This window comes from Streptomyces sp. SCA2-17 (genome assembly GCF_044336695.1).
Genome location: NZ_CP117521.1, coordinates 3,031,814 through 3,051,599, shown reverse-complemented (window position 1 = coordinate 3,051,599; position 19,786 = coordinate 3,031,814). Strand labels below are relative to the sequence as shown.

16 protein-coding genes and 1 pseudogene are annotated in these 19,786 nt (G+C 70.5%); 6 read left to right on the top strand and 11 right to left on the bottom strand.

What is annotated here, in order from left to right; genetic code table 11:
• The first annotated feature begins 69 nt into the window (after positions 1–69).
• Positions 70–1,425 (top strand): MFS transporter, encoded by a 1,356-nt coding sequence (locus PS271_RS13615; RefSeq protein ID WP_398382165.1) that lies wholly within the window; start codon positions 70–72, stop codon positions 1,423–1,425.
• Positions 1,426–1,489: 64 nt separating this feature from the next.
• On the opposite strand, the gene PS271_RS13610 is transcribed toward PS271_RS13615, so the two are convergent.
• Positions 1,490–2,320: a maleylpyruvate isomerase family mycothiol-dependent enzyme gene (locus PS271_RS13610; protein ID WP_398382164.1), complete on the bottom strand. Its 831-nt coding sequence runs from the start codon at positions 2,318–2,320 to the stop codon at positions 1,490–1,492.
• Positions 2,321–2,472: 152 nt separating this feature from the next.
• On the opposite strand from PS271_RS13610, the gene PS271_RS13605 reads away from it, so the two are divergent.
• Together PS271_RS13605 and PS271_RS13600 are read left to right on the top strand one after the other, a co-directional pair.
• Positions 2,473–3,270 carry a carbon-nitrogen family hydrolase gene (locus PS271_RS13605; RefSeq protein ID WP_398382163.1) on the top strand — a complete coding sequence of 266 codons (798 nt, stop codon included), beginning with the start codon at positions 2,473–2,475 and terminating at the stop codon, positions 3,268–3,270.
• Positions 3,271–3,332: 62 nt separating this feature from the next.
• Entirely contained in the window at positions 3,333–5,129 is a 1,797-nt protein-coding gene (locus PS271_RS13600; RefSeq protein ID WP_398382162.1) for an NHL domain-containing thioredoxin family protein, read from the top strand.
• Positions 5,130–5,350: 221 nt separating this feature from the next.
• Here PS271_RS13600 and PS271_RS13595 read toward each other — a convergent pair whose 3' ends face one another.
• From PS271_RS13595 to PS271_RS13580, 4 genes are all read right to left on the bottom strand, one after another.
• A complete protein-coding gene (locus tag PS271_RS13595; RefSeq protein WP_120754851.1) occupies positions 5,351–5,575 on the bottom strand; it encodes a DUF6458 family protein in 225 nt (74 codons plus the stop codon).
• Positions 5,576–5,661: 86 nt separating this feature from the next.
• The gene (locus tag PS271_RS13590; RefSeq protein WP_398382161.1) at positions 5,662–6,105 is read right to left on the bottom strand and encodes a DUF4232 domain-containing protein; all 444 of its coding nucleotides are present in this window, start codon (positions 6,103–6,105) and stop codon (positions 5,662–5,664) included.
• Between the two features lie 121 nt (positions 6,106–6,226).
• On the bottom strand, positions 6,227–7,519 hold the full coding sequence (locus PS271_RS13585; RefSeq protein ID WP_398382160.1) for a M18 family aminopeptidase: 1,293 nt from the start codon (positions 7,517–7,519) through the stop codon (positions 6,227–6,229).
• Positions 7,520–7,605: 86 nt separating this feature from the next.
• Positions 7,606–9,432 (bottom strand): acyl-CoA dehydrogenase, encoded by a 1,827-nt coding sequence (locus PS271_RS13580; RefSeq protein WP_356290001.1) that lies wholly within the window; start codon positions 9,430–9,432, stop codon positions 7,606–7,608.
• 130 nt (positions 9,433–9,562) lie between these two features.
• On the opposite strand from PS271_RS13580, the gene PS271_RS13575 reads away from it, so the two are divergent.
• A complete protein-coding gene (locus PS271_RS13575) occupies positions 9,563–10,036 on the top strand; it encodes an SseB family protein (protein ID WP_106675595.1) in 474 nt (157 codons plus the stop codon).
• Between the two features lie 9 nt (positions 10,037–10,045).
• Here PS271_RS13575 and PS271_RS13570 read toward each other — a convergent pair whose 3' ends face one another.
• A complete protein-coding gene (locus PS271_RS13570) occupies positions 10,046–11,008 on the bottom strand; it encodes a trypsin-like serine peptidase (protein ID WP_398382159.1) in 963 nt (320 codons plus the stop codon).
• Between the two features lie 108 nt (positions 11,009–11,116).
• Here PS271_RS13570 and PS271_RS13565 point away from each other — a divergent pair, with 108 nt between their 5' ends.
• On the top strand, positions 11,117–12,064 hold the full coding sequence (locus tag PS271_RS13565) for a pirin family protein (protein ID WP_398382158.1): 948 nt from the start codon (positions 11,117–11,119) through the stop codon (positions 12,062–12,064).
• A gap of 152 nt (positions 12,065–12,216) precedes the next feature.
• Here PS271_RS13565 and PS271_RS13560 read toward each other — a convergent pair whose 3' ends face one another.
• Positions 12,217–14,367, bottom strand: a complete 2,151-nt coding sequence (locus tag PS271_RS13560; protein WP_398382157.1) for an ATP-binding SpoIIE family protein phosphatase — start codon at positions 14,365–14,367, stop codon at positions 12,217–12,219.
• A gap of 178 nt (positions 14,368–14,545) precedes the next feature.
• Here PS271_RS13560 and aspS point away from each other — a divergent pair, with 178 nt between their 5' ends.
• A complete protein-coding gene (gene aspS / locus PS271_RS13555) occupies positions 14,546–16,309 on the top strand; it encodes an aspartate--tRNA ligase (protein WP_398382156.1) in 1,764 nt (587 codons plus the stop codon).
• Positions 16,310–16,396: 87 nt separating this feature from the next.
• Here the strand turns inward: aspS and PS271_RS13550 are convergent, their stop codons facing one another.
• The 4 genes and pseudogenes from PS271_RS13550 to metG form a co-directional block, all read right to left on the bottom strand.
• Positions 16,397–16,897 (bottom strand): MarR family winged helix-turn-helix transcriptional regulator, encoded by a 501-nt coding sequence (locus PS271_RS13550; protein ID WP_398382155.1) that lies wholly within the window; start codon positions 16,895–16,897, stop codon positions 16,397–16,399.
• Positions 16,898–16,954: 57 nt separating this feature from the next.
• A complete protein-coding gene (locus tag PS271_RS13545) occupies positions 16,955–17,491 on the bottom strand; it encodes a DinB family protein (protein ID WP_398382154.1) in 537 nt (178 codons plus the stop codon).
• Between the two features lie 10 nt (positions 17,492–17,501).
• Complete coding sequence (locus tag PS271_RS13540) at positions 17,502–17,879, bottom strand: DNA-binding response regulator (RefSeq protein ID WP_398382153.1); 378 nt, start codon at positions 17,877–17,879, stop codon at positions 17,502–17,504.
• Positions 17,880–18,031: 152 nt separating this feature from the next.
• Positions 18,032–19,756: pseudogene (gene metG / locus PS271_RS13535) on the bottom strand (methionine--tRNA ligase); the annotation flags it as partial.
• Positions 19,757–19,786: the final 30 nt, after the last annotated feature.

Here is a 19,786-nt window from a genome sequence, read left to right as displayed (position 1 = left end):
GAGCGCACGGGCGGGATCCGATGAGCGCATCGCAGGGCCAGGTCCGATGAACGAGTTGGGGGAGTTCCGATGAGCCAGGGGGCCGCAGCGCTGCCCGGCGACCCACCCGGCGGGCGGCGCGCGGTCGCCGTCTGGGGGCTGGGCGTCGGGGTCTACTTCGTCGCCATCATCTTCCGTACGAGCCTCGGCGTCGCCGGCATCGACGCCTCCGAGCGCTTCCACATCAACGCGTCGGCGCTGTCGACGTTCTCCATACTCCAGCTGCTCGTCTACGCGGGCATGCAGATACCCGTCGGCCTGATGATCGACCGGCTGGGCACGAAGAAGGTGCTGGCGCTCGGCGCCGTCCTGTTCACCGCCGGCCAGTTCGCCTTCGCGCTCTCCCACGCGTACGGCACGGCCCTCGCCAGCCGCGCCCTGCTCGGCTGCGGCGACGCGATGACGTTCATCAGCGTGCTGCGGCTCGGCGCGCGCTGGTTCCCCGCCCGGCGCGGACCGATGATCGCGCAGGTCGCGGCGCTCTTCGGCATGGCGGGCAACCTCGTCTCCACGATGGTCCTCGCCCGGCTGCTGCACGGCGCCGGCTGGACCGCCACGTTCGGCGGCAGCGCGGCGGCGGGCGTCCTCGTCCTCCTCCTCACGCTGCTGTTCCTCAAGGACCACCCCGAGGGCTACGAGCCGCCGCCCGTCGCGCACGGCGACGCCGACGCCGACGCCGACGCTGACGCCGGCGGCAAGGGCTTCGTCCGGCGCCAGGTCGCCCGCGCGTGGCGCGAGCCCGGCACCCGGCTCGGCATGTGGGTGCACTTCACGACGCAGTTCCCCGCGATGGTCTTCCTGCTGCTGTGGGGCATGCCGTTCCTCGTCGAGGCGGAGGGCCTCTCGCGGGAGACCGCGGGCCTGCTGCTGACCGTCGTCGTGCTCTCCAACATGGCCGTCGGGCTCGTCTACGGGCAGATCATCGCCCGCCACCACGCGGCCCGGCTGCCCCTCGCGCTCGGCACGGTCGGCGCGACCGCGCTGCTGTGGGCGGCCGTGGCCGCCTGGCCCGGCGCGCACGCGCCCCTGTGGCTGCTGGTCACCGAATGCGTCGTCCTCGGCGCGTGCGGCCCCGCCTCGATGATCGGCTTCGACTTCGCCCGGCCCGCGAACCCGCCCGAGCGCCAGGGCACCGCCTCCGGCATCGTCAACATGGGCGGCTTCATCGCCTCCATCACCACGCTGCTCGCCGTCGGTCTCCTGCTCGACGCCACCGGCGACGACTACCGCCTCGCCTTCTGCTCCGTCTTCGTCCTGGAGGCGCTGGGCCTGTCCCAGATCCTGCGGCTGCGGACGCGGGCGCAGCGGCGGGAGCAGGAGCGGGTGGTCGCTTCCCGGGTGGAGACGGTGCATGTGCCGGCGGTCTCGCCGGGGTCTACGGCGTGATTGCCGGGGCTGTGCGGGCGCGGGTGCGGGCGGGTGCCTGGGCGGCTACGGGTGCGGGTTCTTTTTACGGTGTGATCGCGAACTCGCGCAGCACCGCCTCCGCCAGCTCCGGCTCCCCCTCCACCTTGATCCGCCCCAGCGCCGCCTCCGGCTGCACCCGCCCGCACGCCAGCCGCGCGTACGTCTCCCAGTCCATCCCGAGCGTGACCGTCGGCCCCAGCGTCACGCTGCTGTCGATCGAGCCCCGCCCCTGCGCGTCGACGCGCACGGTCCGCAGGAACTCCAGCGGGCCGTGCACGTCGAAGACGACCGCCGATCCCGGCGGCGCGCCCGCGTGCTTGGCGACCACCTTCGGCAGCGCCCCGAGCAGGAAGTCCCGGCAGATCGCCGCGGCCGGCGAGTCCAGGTTGCCCGGCATGCCGAGCGCGCGGCGCAGGTCCTGCTCGTGCGTCCACACGTCGAAGGCCCGTACCGTCAAAGCGCGTTCGAGCGGCTGCTCGTTGCCCGAGCCGAGCGGCCAGCGGATCGCCGTCTGCGGGCCGCGGCTCTCGTTGCGCAGCTGGCGCGAGCGGCGGATGATCACGAGCTCCAGCTCCGAGGTCATCTCCAGCGCCGTGTGGCAGCGCCGCACGTCCACCTGCACCTCGTTGTAGCGGGAGAACTCGTCGGTGACGTGGTAGAGATCGCGCGGCAGCGAGTGGATCGGCCGCGGCTCGCCCATCATCTCCGTCTCCACGCCGATGACGTGCGAGACGACGTCGCGCACCGACCAACCGGGGCACTCGGTGGCCCGGTTCCAGTCGCTCTCGGCGAGCGGTTTCACCAAGTCGTTGATCGCTTCGATGGAGTGGGTCCAGGCGTCGATGGCCGGCTGAAGATTCGGGTGGACGGTCACGTGATCCCTCGGGCGGTGCGGCGGGTGCGTGGGCGTTCCTGATGCTGGTGCGACGGGCAAGGGTGTAGGCAGGTAAGTCGGGTGCGTTAGTTAAGTTACGCTGCGCGCGGGCGACCCGGCAGAGGTTTCGTGTGCTGAGAGTGGTGGGTACTGTGCGTGCTTCCCTGATTCAGATAAACGTCGATCCGGCGGAGCCGGTCGCCGAGCGCCGTGACCGGGCGGCGGCACTCGTGCGCGAGCAGGCGGGCAGCGATCTGGTCGTCCTGCCCGAGCTGTGGCATGTGGGGGCCTTCGCCTTCGAGTCGTTCGCGGGCGAGGCGGAGCCGCTGGACGGTCCCACGGCCCGGGCCATGTCCTCTGCCGCGCTTGATGCCGGGGTCTGGTTGCATGCGGGGTCGATTGTTGAGCGGGGTGCCGGTGGCGCGTTGTACAACACCTCCCTCGTGTTCTCGCCCGGCGGCGAACTCGTGCGCACCTACCGGAAGATCCATCGCTTCGGCTTCGACAAGGGCGAGGCCGTGCTGATGGCCGCGGGGGCGGAGCCGTTGACGGTGGCGCTGCCGGGTGCCGTCGCGGGCCTTGCCACCTGTTACGACCTGCGGTTCCCCGAGTTGTTCCGTGCTCTTGTCGACGGTGGCGCGCAGATGTTCGTCGTACCGGCCGGCTGGCCCGAGCGGCGCCGCGCGCACTGGTCGCTGCTCGCCCGCGCCCGGGCGGTCGAGAACCAGGCCTACGTCCTGGCCTGCGGCACCGCCGGCACGCACGCGGGGGTGGAGCAGGCCGGGTACAGCGTCGTGGTCGATCCCTGGGGGGATGTGGTGGCCGAGGCCGGGAGTGGTGAGGAGGTCCTCGCCGTTGATCTCGACCTGGCGCGCGTCGCCCGGGTTCGTGAGGAGTTTCCTGCGCTGAAGGATCGGGTTCTCGGGGTTCCCGGTATTAACGCTTTGTGACGGTTGTGCTCGATCCCTGGGCGGGGGAATGACGGGCGCGGTCCGTGTTGTTGGATGCGTGTATGGCTCCTCGCGTACGTGTCCGCGCCCCCGAACTCATCGGCAAGGGCGGCTGGCTCAACACCGGCAATGTCGACCTTTCCCTCGCTGACCTGCGAGGACGCATCGTCATCCTCGACTTCTGGACCTTTTGCTGTGTGAACTGCCTGCACGTCCTCGACGAGCTGCGCGAGCTGGAGGAGAAGCACCGCGACACCGTGGTGATCATCGGCGTCCACTCGCCGAAGTTCGTCCACGAAGCCGAGCACCAGGCCGTCGTCGACGCCGTCGAGCGGTACGGCGTCGAGCACCCCGTCCTCGACGACCCCGAGCTCGCCACGTGGAAGCAGTACGCCGTGCGTGCCTGGCCCACGCTCGTCGTGATCGACCCCGAGGGGTACGTCGTCGCCCAGCACGCGGGTGAGGGGCACGCCCATGCGCTGGAGGTTCTCGTCGCCGAGCTGGAGGCCGAGCACGGCGCGAAGGGGACGCTGCGGCGGGGGGACGGGCCGTACGTCGCTCCCGAGCCTGTGGCCACCGATCTGCGGTTCCCCGGGAAGGCTGTTCTGCTGCCCGGCGGCGGGTTCCTCGTCTCCGACTCCACTCGGCATCAGCTCGTGGAGCTGGCTGAGGACGGGGAGACCGTCGTGCGGCGGGTCGGCAGTGGTGAGCGGGGGTTCGGGGCTGACTCGTTCAACGAGCCTCAGGGGCTTGCTCTGCTGCCGGACGGGGTGGTTGTCGTCGCCGATACCGTCAATCACGCGCTGCGGACGTATGACCCCGAGACGGGTGCGGTGACCACTATTGCCGGTACGGGCCGGCAGTGGATGCAGGGGCAGTCCACATCCGGGGCCGCGCTTGAAGTTTCGCTGTCGTCGCCTTGGGATGTTGCCTGGTTCGGTGGGCGGCTGTGGATCGCCATGGCCGGCGTGCACCAGCTGTGGACGTACGACCCGGAGACCGGGACGGTCGAGGCCGCCGCCGGCACGACCAACGAGGGCATCGTCGACGGGCCGGCGCGGGAGGCTTGGTTCGCCCAGCCTTCCGGGCTCGCTGTTTCGGCCGACGGCTCGCGGCTGTGGGTCGCCGACTCCGAGGGGTCGGCCCTGCGGTGGGTCGACCTGGACGGGTTCGTGCATACGGCTGTGGGCACCGGGCTGTTCGACTTCGGGCACCGGGACGGGGATGCCGCGCAGGCGCTGCTTCAGCATCCTCTTGGGGTGACCGCGCTTCCGGACGGGTCCGTTGCCATTGCCGATACGTACAACCATGCGTTGCGGCGGTACGACCCGGTGAGTGGCGAGGTGACGACTCTCGCTACGGATCTGCGGGAGCCGTCCGGTGCGGTGCTGGTGGGGGACGACGTTGTCGTCGTCGAGTCCGCTCGGCATCGGCTGACGCGGCTGCGGCTGCCCGAGTCGGCGGTGCGGGTCGAGGCCGTCGCGCACCGGACGCAGCGGGCGGCTACGGAGGTGGCGCCCGGGCGGCTGCGGGTCGAGGTCGTCTTCTCGGCGCCGGCCGGGCAGAAGCTGGACACGCGGTACGGGCCGTCGACGCGGCTGATCGTCAGCTCCACGCCGCCGGAGCTCCTGGCGGAGGGCGCGGGGACGGGCACGGAGCTGGGGCGTGACGTGGTGCTGGCGGAGGGCGTGACGGAGGGGACCCTCCACGTCTCGGCGATGGCGGCGTCTTGCGACGACGATCCGCTCAATGAGTACCCGGCTTGCCACATGCATCAGAACGACTGGGGAGTGCCGGTGCGGGTTGTGGAGGGCGGGGTTGGCCGGCTGCCGCTCGTGCTGGCGGGGCTGGACGGCTGACGCGGTTCGCCGCGTGTGCGGGGCCGGGCCGGGGGCTCCGGGGCAGGGTCCCTGGACCGTATATTTACGGCGCCCTTCCCCTCTGCGTGTTCGTGCCCCGCACTTGGCGCCACAAATACACGTCAGCGTCCAGGGACCCTGCCCCTGCGCCCCCGGCCCTCCTGCGCGTTCCCGCCTGCGGGCCGGACTTCCCGGAGGGTGCTGACCTCTCAGGTCAGACATCAGCGGATGAAGCGGTGGTCCTCTTCTACTACCGGCGCTGCCGGGGGCGGCGGCTGCGTCCGGCGGCGCTTGTAAATGCTCACGTACGCGGTGGTGCCGATGATGCCCACCGCCATCAGGATCAGGCCCACCAGCGGGACGTTCATGCCGTCCACGCGCCAGTCCACTGCAAAGGTGAGAATCGCGCCGATCGCGATCAGTCCGATGCACCATCCCATGCCCATGGCTGAGCCTCCGTATCCGATTGGCTGTTCCGGTGCCGGCACGCATCGCGTACCCCGGACCGGAACCGCCAATCGGACGGAACCCGTCAGCCCTTGAGCGCCGCGCCCTCACTGGGCAGCCAGTACGTGGCGCGTGCCTGGTCGTCGACGTGGAGGGTGTTATTGGGGAGGGCGGGTTTCGCCGGCGTGCGTTGCATGGGGTCGCCGGTGGGGGTCTGGAACGTTACGGAGATCTTCTTCGCGTCCCGGCCCGGGCCGCCCGAGCCGTCCGCCGCGGTCGGAGTGATCGCCGCGTAGGCCGATTTCCCCGGCGCCACCTTCGTCGGTTCCTTGGGCTTCGTTTCCTCGCCCACGCCCGTCGTCGCCTGGTCCTGGTCGAAGCGGACGTACGGGAAGCCGTAGGCCGTGCACGGCTGCCTGGCGGTGTTCGTTGCGATGAGGAGGAGCTTGCCCGCTTGGGGCTTTGCTTCGACCTTCATGTCGGACGGGGCGCAGGCGTCGCCCTTGGCCTGGGGTTTGTCATCCTCCACTGCTTCAGTGGAGGATGACGCGGAGGAAGGTTCGGCTTTTTCGTTGTTACTTCCGCATGCGGTCAGCGTGAATGCCGCTGTGATCGCCAGCGCTGCGGCGATGTGGTGGTGCTTCAACCTCTCAGCCTTCCAGGAACGCCGTCAGCGCCGACGCCAGCAGGTGCGGGTCGTCCGCCCCGCACAGCTCCCGCGCCGAGTGCATCGACAGGCACGCCACGCCGATGTCCACCGTCGCGATGCCGTGCCGCGCCGCTGTGATCGGGCCGATCGTCGTGCCGCACGGCATCGCGTTGTTGGACACGAAGTGCTGCCACGGCACGCCCGCCCGCTCGCATGCCGCCGCGAACACCGCCCGGCCGCTGCCGTCCGTCGCGTAGCGCTGGTTGACGTTCACCTTGAGGATCGGGCCGCCGTTGGGGACCGGGTGGTGGCCCGGCTCGTGGCGCTCCGCGTAGTTGGGGTGGACCGCGTGACCCGTGTCCGAGGACAGGCAGATCGTGCCGGCGAAGGCGCGGGCCTTGTCCTCGTACGTGCCGCCTCGCGCGAAGACGGATCGTTCCAGCACGTTGCCCAGGAGGGGGCCCTCCGCGCCCGTGTCCGACTGGCTGCCGTTCTCCTCGTGGTCGAACGCCGCCAGCACCGGGATGGACGGCAGGCCCTCCGAGGCCACCGCCGCCGTCAGCGCCGCCGTGCCCGCGTGGACGGACAGGAGGTTGTCCATGCGGGGGCCCGCCAGGAGTTCCTGGTCCCGGCCCAGGTAGGCGGGGGGTTCCACGCTGTGGACCATCAGGTCCCAGCCCGTGATTTCTTCGGCCGTGATGCCGGTTTCTTCGGCCACGAACCTGATCAGGTCGCCCTCTCTCGGCTCGCCCAGGCCCCAGATCGGCGTCATGTGCTTCTGCTTGTCCAGCTTGAGGCCGTCCTGGTTCACCCCGCGGTCCAGGTGGATCGCCAGCTGCGGCACGCGCAGGAGCGGGCGGTCCACGTTCACCAGGCGGTGGCTGCCGTCCCGCAGGGTGACCCGGCCCGACAGGCCCAGGTCGCGGTCCAGCCACGTGTTCAGCAGCGTGCCGCCGTAGAGCTCCACGGCCACCTGGCGCCAGCCCGCGGAGCCGGTGTCCGGCAGCGGCTTCACGCGCAGGTTGGGGGAGTCGGTGTGCGCACCGACGATGCGGAAGGGGCTGGCGGGCGTCGCGCCCTCCGGCACGTACCAGGCGATGATCGCGCCGCCGCGCGTCACGTACTTGCCACCGGTCGTGGCGTCCCACGCGTCGGTCTCCGCGACCTGGCGGAAGCCCGCCTTCTCCAGCCGCTCGGCGGTGTTGGCCACCGCGTGGTAGGGGGAGGGGCTGGCGGCGAGGAACGTCATCAGGTCGTCGGTGTGGCCGCGGTCGAAGCGGTGCGCAGAGCTCATGCGCTCAGGATAAGGATCAGGGCAAGAGCCGGGCGGTGGTTTCCACCCCGGCTCTTGCCCCATTTGTCACACGGACCTCAACAGCCTTAGAAGGCGGCCTCGTCCAGCTCCATGAGGGAGTTGTCGACGGCCTCGGCCAGCGCGCGCTCGACGGAGACGGACGGCAGCACCGTGGAGGCGAAGAACTTCGCCGCCGCGATCTTGCCCGTGTAGAACGCCTTGTCCTTGGCCGCGGCGCCCTCCAGCTTCTCGGCGGCCACGGCCGCGCCCTTGAGGAGCAGGTAGGCGATGACGACGTCGCCGGAGGCGAGCAGCAGGCGGGTCGTGTTCAGGCCGACCTTGTAGATGTTCTTGACGTCCTCGCCGGTCGCGGTGAGGTCGGTGATCATCTTGCCGACGATCGCCTCCAGGTCCACCGCGGCCTTGGCGAGCGCGCCGCGGGCGGCGGACAGGTCCTCGCCGCCGGCCTCGGAGGCCAGGAACTTCTTGATCTCCTCGGACAGCGTGTTCAGGGCCTGGCCCTGGTCGCGGACGATCTTCCGGAAGAAGAAGTCCTGGCCCTGGATCGCCGTGGTGCCCTCGTAGAGGGTGTCGATCTTCGAGTCCCGGATGTACTGCTCGATCGGGTACTCCTGCAGGTAGCCGGAGCCGCCGAAGGTCTGCAGGGACTGGGCGAGCTGCTCGTAGGACTTCTCGGAGCCGTAGCCCTTGACGATCGGCAGGAGCAGGTCGTTCAGGCCGTGCAGCGCCTTGGCGTCCTCGCCCGCGGCCTCCTTGACCATGATCTCGTCCTGGACGGAGGCGGTGTAGAGGACCAGGGCGCGCATGCCCTCGGCGTACGCCTTCTGCGTCATCAGCGAGCGGCGCACGTCGGGGTGGTGCGTGATGGTGACCTTGGGCGCGGTCTTGTCCATGAAGTTGGCCAGGTCCGGGCCCTGCACGCGCTCCTTGGCGTACTCCAGCGCGTTGAGGTAGCCGGTGGAGAGGGTGGCGATGGCCTTCGTGCCGACCATCATCCGGGCGAACTCGATGATCATGAACATCTGGCGGATGCCGTCGTGCTTCTCGCCGATGAGCCAGCCCTTGGCGGGGTGCTTGTCGCCGAAGGTCATCTCGCACGTGTTGGAGGCCTTGAGGCCCATCTTGTGCTCGACGTTGGTCGCGTAGACGCCGTTGCGCTCGCCCAGCTCGCCGGTCTCGAAGTCGAACTCGTACTTCGGCACGAGGAAGAGGGAGAGGCCCTTGGTGCCGGGGCCGGCGCCCTCGGGGCGGGCGAGGACGTAGTGGAGGATGTTCTCGGCCATGTCGTGCTCACCCGAGGTGATGAAGCGCTTCACGCCCTCGATGTGCCAGGAGCCGTCCTCCTGCTGCACGGCCTTGGTGCGGCCGGCGCCCACGTCCGAGCCGGCGTCCGGCTCGGTCAGCACCATGGTGGAGCCCCACTGCTTCTCCACCGCGATCTTCGCTATGTGCTTCTGCTGCTCGGTGCCCTCGTCGAAGAGGATGCCGGCGAAGGCCGGGCCCGAGGAGTACATCCAGATGGCCGGGTTGGAGCCCAGGATCGACTCGGCGTAGGCCCAGATCAGGGAGCGGGGGGCGGTGGTGCCGCCGATCTCCTCCGGGATGCCGAGGCGCCACCACTCGGCGTCCATGTACGCCTGGTAGCTCTTCTTGAAGGTGTCCGGAACCGGGGCGGTGTTGGTGTCCGGGTCGAAGACCGGCGGGTTGCGGTCCGTGTCGGCGAAGGAATCGGCCAGCTCGTTCTCCGAGAGGCGCGTGATCTCCGACAGGATGTCCTTGGCGGTCTCGACGTCCATCTCCGCGAACGGGCCGGTGCCGTACAGCTTGTCGCGGCCGAGGACCTCGAAGAGGTTGAACTCGATGTCGCGGAGATTCGACTTGTAGTGGCCCATGACAACGGCTCCGTAGGACTGGGAGGATGAACCCTCAAATACGTACCGGGCAGTAATCTGCATGATGCTACCCACCGGTAATAAGACGCAACCCCTGTCCGGCCTACTGTGACCCTTTACGCTTTGGCGCATGTACGGCTACGACCAGAACGCGGGCACGCAGGGTTACGCGCCGCCGCCACCGCCGCCTCAGCAGCACGGCGGTCCCGGTGTCTACGGCGAACAGCCGCTCTATCCGGAGCCGTCTCCTCCGTCGCTTGCGGACGCGGTGCGGGCCTTCACCACGGGCTCGATGTCCGCGGAGGACTTCCAGACGGTCTTCTCCACGTCGAAGGTCTACTGCCCCCGCGGCGACAACCCCGGCTTCCTCGCGCTGCACAACACCCAGCAGCCGGTGATCCCCATGTTCACGTCGCTGAAGGAGCTGCGGCGGTACGCGGGGAAGGAGTCGAAGTACTTCGTCATCACGGGCGCGGAGGTGATCGACCTCCTGCCGACGGGCTACGGCTTCGTGCTCGACATCGAGGGGGACCACCGGATGGTCTTCGACGCCAAGGCGGTCGAGCAGATGGTGGACTTCACGATGCGCAGGCTCTACGGCTGAGGGCCGTCTTCACGCCGGTGCCCCCGCTGCCGTCGCGCGGCGGTAGAGCGTCTCCGTCTCCTCGCCGAAGTACGAGCTGTACGACGTCTCCTCGTCGCCGCCCTCGTCACGGCCGCCCACGACCCCGATGACCGTGCCCAGGCCGGTCGCGGGGTCGACGTCCGTCAGGAAGGGGCCGCCGCTCGTGCCGTTGGGGAGGTCCGCGCAGTCGAATTGCAGCTGGGTGGGGCTGACGGACTTCGCGGCGTTCTGGCAGGAGACCGGGCGCTCCTCGGTCACCGGGTAGCCCGTCACGCGCGCCTGCCGCCCGGCCGGCGGCCGGAAGCGGATCCGCTCCGCGCCGGTGACCTGCTCTATCGGCCTCGTGTCCGCGCCCGGCCGGCGCACCCGCAGGAACGCCACGTCGTGGTCCGGGTCGCGGTCGGCCGCCCACTCCGGGTCGATGTCCACCGACGCCGGCACCCACACCCCGTACGGGGCGACGCCGTCGCGGTAGCCAGGGACGAACGCGATGTCCGTACGGAAGCCGTCCTGGTACACGCAGTGCGCCGCGGTGACGATCAGATCGCCCTTCGGGCTGTGCACGACGCTCGCGCTGCAACCGTGCCCCGGCGTGCCCTGGCCCGTGTAGAACAGCGGCCCGACGGCGGGCGAGGGCGCGGCCGGGGCCGCGCGCAGCGGGTCGGAGGTGGGGAGGGGGTCCGTCTTGCCGCCGGCCGCGGGCTTGAGGGGCGCCGTGCCGTTCTCGCTGCGGACGGCGTCGCGCATCGCGTCCGCCGTCTCGTCGCCCTGCGCCGCCGGCTGGGCGTAGTGCCCCGAGGCGTCGCCGTCGGCCACGGGGGAGTCCGTCGCCAGGCCCCGGTTCGCCGCGATCAGCCCGGCCGCGGCCAGCGCCAGGACGGCGGCGACGAGGGCTGTGAGGGCGGCCGGGCGCGGCCCGCGGGCGTTCTGGCGCATTGATCCAGTGTCCATGATCCGGTGCTCCCGCCGGGCGGGTGGTCCCGTCCGGGGAATGCGCGGCTCTTGCGGGTTGTTCATCCTTCAACTAAATTGAACGTAGAACGAACCGAGGAGGTCGTCATGCCAGCAGTGACCGTCGAGAACCCGCTGACCCTGCCGCGCGTCGCCGCGCCGGCGGGCGCCCCGCAGCGGCCGGTGCTGTACGTCGGCACGGCACCGTCGGGGTTCGAGGGCGAGGGATTCCCCGTGCGCAGGGCCTTCGCGGGGATCAATTACAAGTACCTGGACCCGTTCATCATGATGGACCAGATGGGCGAGGTGGACTACGCGGCCGGCGAGCCGAAGGGCACGCCCTGGCACCCGCACCGCGGGTTCGAGACGGTCACGTACATCATCGACGGCACGTTCGTGCACCGCGACTCGCACGGCGGCGGTGGCGTCATCACCGACGGCGACACGCAGTGGATGACGGCCGGCTCCGGCCTGCTGCACATCGAGACCCCGCCGGAGGAGCTCGTCATGAGCGGCGGCCTCTTCCACGGCCTCCAGCTGTGGGTGAACCTGCCGGCCGAGGACAAGATGATCGCGCCGAAGTACCAGGACATCCGCGGCGGCAGCGTGAAGCTGCTGGCGTCGGAGGACGGCGGCGCGCTGCTGCGGGTCATCGCGGGCGACGTCGCGGGCCACGCGGGCCCCGGCGCGACGCACACTCCGATCACGATGATCCACGCCTCCGTGGCGCCCGGGGCGGAGGTCACGCTGCCGTGGCGCTCCGACTTCAACGCCCTGGCGTACGGGCTCGCCGGGTACGGCGCGGCCGGCACGGAGGGGCGCCCCTTCGGGGCGGGGCAGACGGTCGTCTTCGGCGACGGCGACTCCGTGACGATCCGCGCCACGGAGAAGCAGGACTCGCGGAGCGAGCGGTTCGAGGTCGTCCTGCTGGGCGGCCGCCCGATCCGCGAGCCGATGCAGCACTACGGCCCCTTCGTCATGAACACCCACGCCGAACTGGCCCAGGCGTTCGACGACTACCAGGCGGGCCGTCTGGGAGTGATCCCGACGGCGTAGCCCCGACTATGAATCCGCCGCGGCGGCGCCCAGCCCCCGCGGCGGGTTTCGGCGGTGCCGTACGCGCCTCAGGCCCGGTTCGGCACCGCCGGGCACCTTGGCGGTGGTTGCTCGCCGTCGCGGCGGGGGTAGGTTGCCGGGCCCGGGAGGGATCAGCCCGCCCCCGCCCCATCCTTCTCGTACAGCTCGAACCAGATGTTCTTGCCTTCCCCCCGCGGGTCCACCCCCCACGCCCCCGCCAGGATCTCCATCAGGACCAGGCCGCGGCCTGACGAGGCCATTTCTCCCGGGTGCCGCCGGTGCGGCAACTCGTCGCTGCTGTCCGAGACGTCGACGCGGACGCACCGTTCTCCCCGCTCGCCGCTGATGCGGGCGATGAGCACCGCGTCCCCGTCCGTGTGGACGAGGACGTTGGTGACCATCTCGGAGACCATCAGGACGGCGGAGTCGACCTGGTCCCCGTCGGGCCAGTCGTGCATGAGGTGGCGCACCTGCTCCCGCGCCTCGGCGATCCGTTCCGGCTCGGCCTGGGCGATGCTGAGCACCGTGCGCCGCACGGGCGGCAGCACGGCCGCCGGCTCGGCGCCGACCGCGCCGTCGCGGCGGGCGAGCAGCAGGACGGCGATGTCGTCCTCGCGCCGGTCCAGCAGCGGCCCGGTCGTGTAGTGGGAGGACGGCCCGTGGACGGCCTTGACGAGCGCGTCGGCGAGCGCCTCCAGGTCGCCGTCCGACTCGCTGACCCCCGTCAGATCCAGCGGCGTGCCCTCGATCACCTCGCGCAGCCGGTTCCAGCCGCTGTCCAGGTCGTGCCCGCCCGTCTCGATCAGCCCGTCCGTGCAGACGAGCATCGTCTCGCCGGGTTCGAGGACGAGCCGCGTGGTGGGGTAGTCCGTATCGGGGTCGATGCCGAGCGGCAGCCCGCCCGCCGTGTTGCGGACGAGCATCGTGCCGTCGCTCAGCCGGATCGCCGGGTTCGGATGGCCGGCCCGGGCGATGACGAGCCGCCCGTTCTCCGGGTCGACCTCGATGTACAGGCACGTCGCGAAGCGCGGTTCGCCCTCGTCGCCCTCGGTCTCGGAGGCGTTGATCCCGGCGAGGAAGTGGGAGGCGCGGGAGAGGACGGCGTCGGGGTGGTGCCCCTCGGAGGCGTACGCGCGCAGAGCGATCCGCAGCTGGCCCATGAGCCCCGCGGCCCGCACGTCGTGGCCCTGCACGTCGCCGATGACGAGCGCGATCCTGCCGAGGGGCAGCGGGATCATGTCGTACCAGTCGCCGCCGACCTCCAGCCCGCCGCCCGTCGGCACGTACCGCGCGGCGACGGCCATGCCGGGGATGTCCTGCTGGAGCGTCGGCATCATGGAGCGCTGCAAGCCGACGGTCAGCTCCCGCTCGGACTCGTGCACGCTCGCCCGCCCCAGCGCCTGCGCGAGCATGCGGGCCACCGTCGTGAGCACGGACCGTTCGTCGGGCGTGAACGACACCGGCACGCCGAAGCCGGCCATCCACGCCCCGATGACCTGCCCCGCGTTGATCAGCGGCAGGAACGCCCACGACTGCCGCCCGAAGTGCGCGACGTCCTGCCAGGCGAGGGGGAAGCGCCGCTGGTACTCCTCGGGCGACGGCAGGTAGACGGCCCGGCCCGTGCGGATGACCTCCGCCGCCGGGTAGGCCGCGTCCATGGGCAGGTCGAGGAAGGGATCCGCGCTCCCCGGCGCGTACCCGTGGTGCCCGATCACCCGCACCCGGCCGCCCTCGGAGCTGAAGACCGCGAGCCCCGACGGCTCGAAGCCCGGCATCGACAGCCCGGCCGCCACCCGCAGCACCTCGGCCGTCGATCGGGCCTCCGCGAGCGCCCGCCCCGCATCCAGCAGAAACGCTTCCCTATTGCGCCGCCAGTCGCCCGTGACCATCGGCATGCGGGCCGTGGACGTGCCCGGCTGCGGCTCCGGCACCTCCTGCACCGTGCCGACGAGCACGAAGTCCACCCGCCCCCCGGCCGCGGCCCGCAGCTGCGGCCGCATCCGGCTGCGCACCGTCCGCAGCACCCGGCCCTTGTCGTCGACCACCCGCAGCCGCGCCTCGGTGAGCGTGCCCTCGGCCACGGCCAGGCTGATCACGCCCGAGACCTCCACCCAGTCCACGGCGTGGAAGCGCGCCCTCGTGGCGGACTCGGTCAGCTCCGTACGGGTGGCGGGGAGGCCCAGCAGCCGGGAGGCCTCGGCGTCGAAGGTGGCGATGCGCGTGGCGTTGTCCCAGTGCCACAGGCCGGTCGCGGTGGCGGCCAGTACGTCCTCGGTGCGCATTGCCCTACTTTATGCAGGTCCGCGCGGCGGGTACCACCGAAGGTACGGTGGGCGGATCTTCACAAGCGCGCAGTACGCTTGCTCCCGTGTTGTATGCACGCTAGCCCCGTGCCGCAGGCACGAGCCCTGTGCTTGCCGGCACGCTAGCCCACGCCCTCGATCACGACTTGGATGAACGATGCATCGGTACCGGTCCCACACCTGCGGCGAGCTCCGTGCGGCTGACGTCGACACCGACGTGCGACTGAGCGGCTGGCTGCACAATCGGCGTGACCTGGGCGGCATCCTCTTCATCGACCTCCGCGACCACCACGGCCTGGTGCAGCTCGTGGCCCGTCCCGGCACCCCCGCCAACGAGGCCCTGAGCCACCTCACCAAGGAGACCGTCGTCCGCATCGACGGCAAGGTCGTCAGCCGCGGTGCCGACAACATCAACCCCGAGCTCCCCACCGGCGAGATCGAGGTCGAGGTCGACGCCGTCGAGGTGCTGGGCGCCGCCGAGCCGCTGCCCTTCACGATCAACACCGAGGACGGGGTGAACGAGGAGCGCCGCCTGGAGTACCGCTTCCTCGACCTGCGCCGCGAGCGCATGCACAGCAACATCATGCTGCGCTCCGCCGTCATCGCCTCCATCCGCGAGAAGATGACCAACCTCGGCTTCAACGAGCTGGCCACCCCGATCCTGTCCGCCACCTCTCCCGAGGGCGCGCGCGACTTCCTGGTGCCGTCCCGCCTGCACGCCGGCAAGTTCTACGCCCTGCCGCAGGCCCCGCAGCAGTTCAAGCAGCTGCTGATGATCGCCGGCTTCGACCGCTACTTCCAGATCGCGCCCTGCTTCCGCGACGAGGACGCCCGCGCCGACCGCTCGCCGGGCGAGTTCTACCAGCTCGACATGGAGATGTCCTTCGTCGAGCAGGAGGACGTCTTCCAGGTCATCGAGAAGGTCATGACCGACCTCTTCGAGGAGTTCGGCAACGGCCGCCACGTCACCTCCCCCTTCCCGCGGATCCCCTTCCGCGAGGCCATGCTCAAGTACGGCTCCGACAAGCCGGACCTGCGCGCCCAGCTGGAGCTCACCGACGTCTCCGACGTCTTCGAGGGCTCGGAGTTCAAGGCCTTCGCCGGCAAGCACGTCCGCGCGCTGGCCGTCCCGGCCACCGGCGACCAGCCGCGTAAGTTCTTCGACGGCCTCGGCGACTACGCGGTCGAGCAGGGCGCGAAGGGTCTCGCCTGGGTGCGCGTCGGCGAGGGGAACGCGCTGACCGGCCCGATCGCCAAGTTCCTCACCGAGGAGAACGTCAAGGCGCTCGTGGAGCGTCTGGGCCTGGAGCCCGGCCACGCGATCTTCTTCGGCGCGGGCGAGTTCGACGAGGTCTCCAAGATCATGGGCGCCGTGCGCGTCGAGGCCGCCAAGCGCGCCGGCCACTTCGAGGAGAACGTCTTCCGCTTCTGCTGGATCGTCGACTTCCCGATGTACGAGAAGAACGAGGACACCGGGCAGATCGAGTTCTCGCACAACCCGTTCTCCATGCCGCAGGGCGGCCTGGAGGCGCTGAACACGATGGACCCGCTGGACATCCTGGCCTGGCAGTACGACATCGTCTGCAACGGCACCGAGCTGTCCTCCGGCGCCATCCGTAACCACGAGCCCGAGGTCATGTACCGCGCGTTCGAGATCGCGGGCTACTCCAACGAGGACGTGGAGCGCGAGTTCGGCGGCATGCTGCGCGCCTTCAAGTTCGGCGCCCCGCCGCACGGCGGCATCGCCCCGGGCGTCGACCGCATCGTGATGCTGCTGGCCGACGAGCCGAACATCCGCGAGACGATCGCCTTCCCGCTCAACGGCAACGCCCAGGACCTGCTGATGGGCGCCCCGAGCGAGGTCGACGAGTCCCGCCTGAAGGAGCTCCACCTGTCGATCCGCAAGCCGGTCGTCAAGTAGTACGCGCCTGTACGTACGTACCTGTACGTGCTGAGCCCCCGCGCCGTTCTCGGTGCGGGGGCTCCTGCGTTCTGCCGGTGCCCGGCGTCAGCGCGGGGTGGCCGTGTCGCCGCCGACGTTGCTGATCATGCGCTGGAGGACGGTGAGCGCGGCCGCGTACTCCTCGTCCGTGATGCCCTCGTGGATCTCCGCGCGCAGCTGCGTGACGAGGGCCTTGATCCTGGCCTTGGCGTCCCGCCCGGCGCTGGTGAGGGTCAGCCGGCCGGCGTCGTCGGCGACGAGCCAGCCGCGGTGGAGGAGGCTGTCGACGGCGTGCCCCATCGTCCCGGCGTTCTCGTCGTTGAGGAACGCGTCGAGCCGGTCGCAGACCTCGGCGCGCGTGAGGCCGTTCTCGGTGGCGTCGACGTGGTTGAGCGTCCACCACTGCGGCTGGGTGACGTCCTCGCGGGCCATCGCGCCATGGATGTGGCCGAGCAGGGCCCGCGAGGCGGCCCAGGTCCAGTAGGCGACGGGCTGGGCCGCCAGGGCGGGGACGTCGAGCGGGGCGTCGGGGGTGGCGGGGGTGAGGGTTTCGCGTTCCGTCGTCATGACGATGACGCTAAAAGATCAAGCTGACTTGAGGTCAAGGCCGACCCGGGGACGCGGTCAGTAGCCCGTCGCGCCGTCCGTCCGCTCGCGCAGCAGGTCCGCGTGGCCGTTGTGCCGCGCGTACTCCTCGATCATGTGCAGGAAGATCCACCGCAGGGAGACCTCCTGGCCCTTCACGCTGCCCATCGCGTCCAGCGACAGGGGCGCGCACGTGGCGCGGGCCCGCGCGACCTCCTCCTGCCACACGGCCACGGCGTCCGCGAGCCGCGCGCCCGGGACGACGTCGAGGCCGGCGTTGGACGCGTCGAGCCCCTCGGCGGATCTCGGTTCGCCGCCCGCGCCCGGCCCGAACAGCGGCGGCGCGGCCTCCCGCCGCAACACCCGGCGGAACCACTGCCGCTCCACCTCGCCCATGTGCTGCACGAGCCCCAGCAGGCTCAGTGTGGACGGGGGCGCGGCCGCCTCCCGCGCCTGTTCGTCGGTCAGGCCGGCGACCTTGCGCGCGAGGGTGGCGCGCTGGAAGTCCAGCCAACTCTCCAGTGTGGTGCGCTCATCGGCCGTCAGGGGTGGGATGGCACGCTCTGTCGTCACCATGACGGCAGTGTCACACGAGGGCCGTCAGCATGGGGGCCTTTGGGCAGCATCCTGCGGCGCTGTGGACGGCCCGCGAGAGCCGGCGTCGCGTGATCGCGGGCCGCCACAGTACGGACTCCACGCCGTACTCCGAGACGGCCATCAGCTCGCTCTCCCCGAGCTCGTCCGCGACCAGCACCACGGGCGCCTCGCCCGCGCGGGTCAGCCGCCGCACGGTGGCCGCCGCGGCGTGGTCGCCGGCGCCCATGAGGACGAAGTCGACGTCCCCCTCTTCGTCCCGCCGGACCACCCGTACCTCCGGCAGCACCGCCCGTACCTCGCGGGCGAACCGGGCCCGTGCCAGCTCGTCGGTGGCGTGCACGCTGATGGTGATCGGCTTCTTGAACACTGCGTCTTCCTCGTCTTCCCGGCTTCCCCCGTGTGGTGTGGCTCCAGCCTGGCCGGGCGGCCTCAACGGACGATTACCGTTCCATCAACGGGCAGCGCAGAGGGCCCGGAACCGTGCGGTTCCGGGCCCTCTGCGGCTGCTGAGCGGGGAGGCTAGGCCGCCGGCTCCTCACCGCCGCCGAAGCGCTCGCGGTAGGCCGCCAGGTCATCCTCGGTGATCTTCGCGAAGAGCACCGGCGGAACCTCGAAGGACGTACCGGCCGGGAGGAAGGACAGCGACCGGGCCTCGTCCGCCGTGACCCACGTCTTCGTGTCGCCGGCCAGCGCGAACGCGGAGCGCATGGCCGCCGCCGACGCCGGAATGAACGGCTCCGACACGACGGAGTAGAGGTGGATGAGGTTCATGGCCGTACGGAGCGTCAGCGCGGCCGCCTCCGGGTCGGTCTTGATCTCCAGCCAGGGGGCCTTCGTCTCCAGGTACGCATTGCCCGCGCTCCACAGCGCGCGCAGCGCCTGGGCGGCCTTGCGGAACTGCATGGCCTCCATGTGCTCCTCGTACTCCTGGAGCAGCTGGGCGATCTCGCGGCCCAGCGCGGCCTCCGCCTCGCCCGCCTCGGCACCGGCCGGAACCGTGTCACCGAAGCGCTTCTTCGAGAAGGACAGCACGCGGTTCACGAAGTTGCCGAGGACGTCGGCGAGGTCCTTGTTCACGGTGGCCGAGAACAGCTCCCAGGTGAACGACGTGTCGTCCGACTCCGGGGCGTTCGCCATCATGAAGTAGCGCCAGTAGTCCGCGGGCAGCAGCTCCAGGGCGTCGTGCGTGAACACGCCGCGCTTCTGGGACGTGGAGAACTTGCCGCCGTAGTAGTTCAGCCAGTTGAAGGCCTTGACGTAGTCGACCTTCTTCCACGGCTCGCGGACGCCGAGCTGCGTCGCCGGGAACATCACCGTGTGGAACGGGACGTTGTCCTTGCCCATGAACTGCGTGTAGCGGACGTCCGTCGCCTCGTACCACCAGGACTTCCAGTCCCGGTTCTCCGGGTCCTGGTCCGCCCACTCCTTCGTCGCGCCGATGTACTCGATCGGAGCGTCGAACCAGACGTAGAAGACCTTGCCCTCGGCCGCCAGCTCCGGCCACGTGTCGGCCGGGACCGGCACGCCCCAGTCCAGGTCACGCGTGATCGCCCGGTCGTTCAGCCCCTCGGTCAGCCACTTGCGGGCGATCGAGGACGCCAGCACCGGCCAGTCCTTGCCGTGCTCGTCGATCCACGCCTCGACCTCGCCCTGAAGCTTCGACTGGAGCAGGAACAGGTGCTTGGTCTCGCGCACCTCCAGCTCGCTGCTCCCGCTGATCGCCGAACGGGCGTCGATCAGGTCCGTCGGGTCCAGGACGCGCGTGCAGTTCTCGCACTGGTCGCCGCGGGCCTTGTCGTAGCCGCAGTGCGGGCACGTGCCCACGATGTAGCGGTCGGGCAGGAAGCGGCCGTCGGCGAGGGAGTACACCTGCCGGATCGAGCGCTCCTCGATGAACCCGTTCTTCTGGAGCTGCCGCGCGAAGTGCTGCGTGATCTCCCGGTTCTCCGGCGACGAGCTGCGGCCGAAGTAGTCGAAGGAGAGCCCGAAGCCGTCGTAGATCGCCTTCTGCGCGTCATGCTGCTTCGCGCAGAACTCGGCCACGGGCAGCCCGAGCTCCTTCGCCCCCAGCTCCGCCGGGGTGCCGTGCTCGTCGGTGGCACAGATGTACAGCGTCTCGCGACCGGTCTGGCGGAGGTACCTGGCGTACACGTCCGCCGGGAGCATGGACCCCACCATGTTGCCCAGGTGCTTGATCCCGTTGATGTACGGAAGGGCGCTGGTGATGAGGTGTCGAGCCATTTCCGGCTGCTCCCTGGTCGCGGGCGTATATGG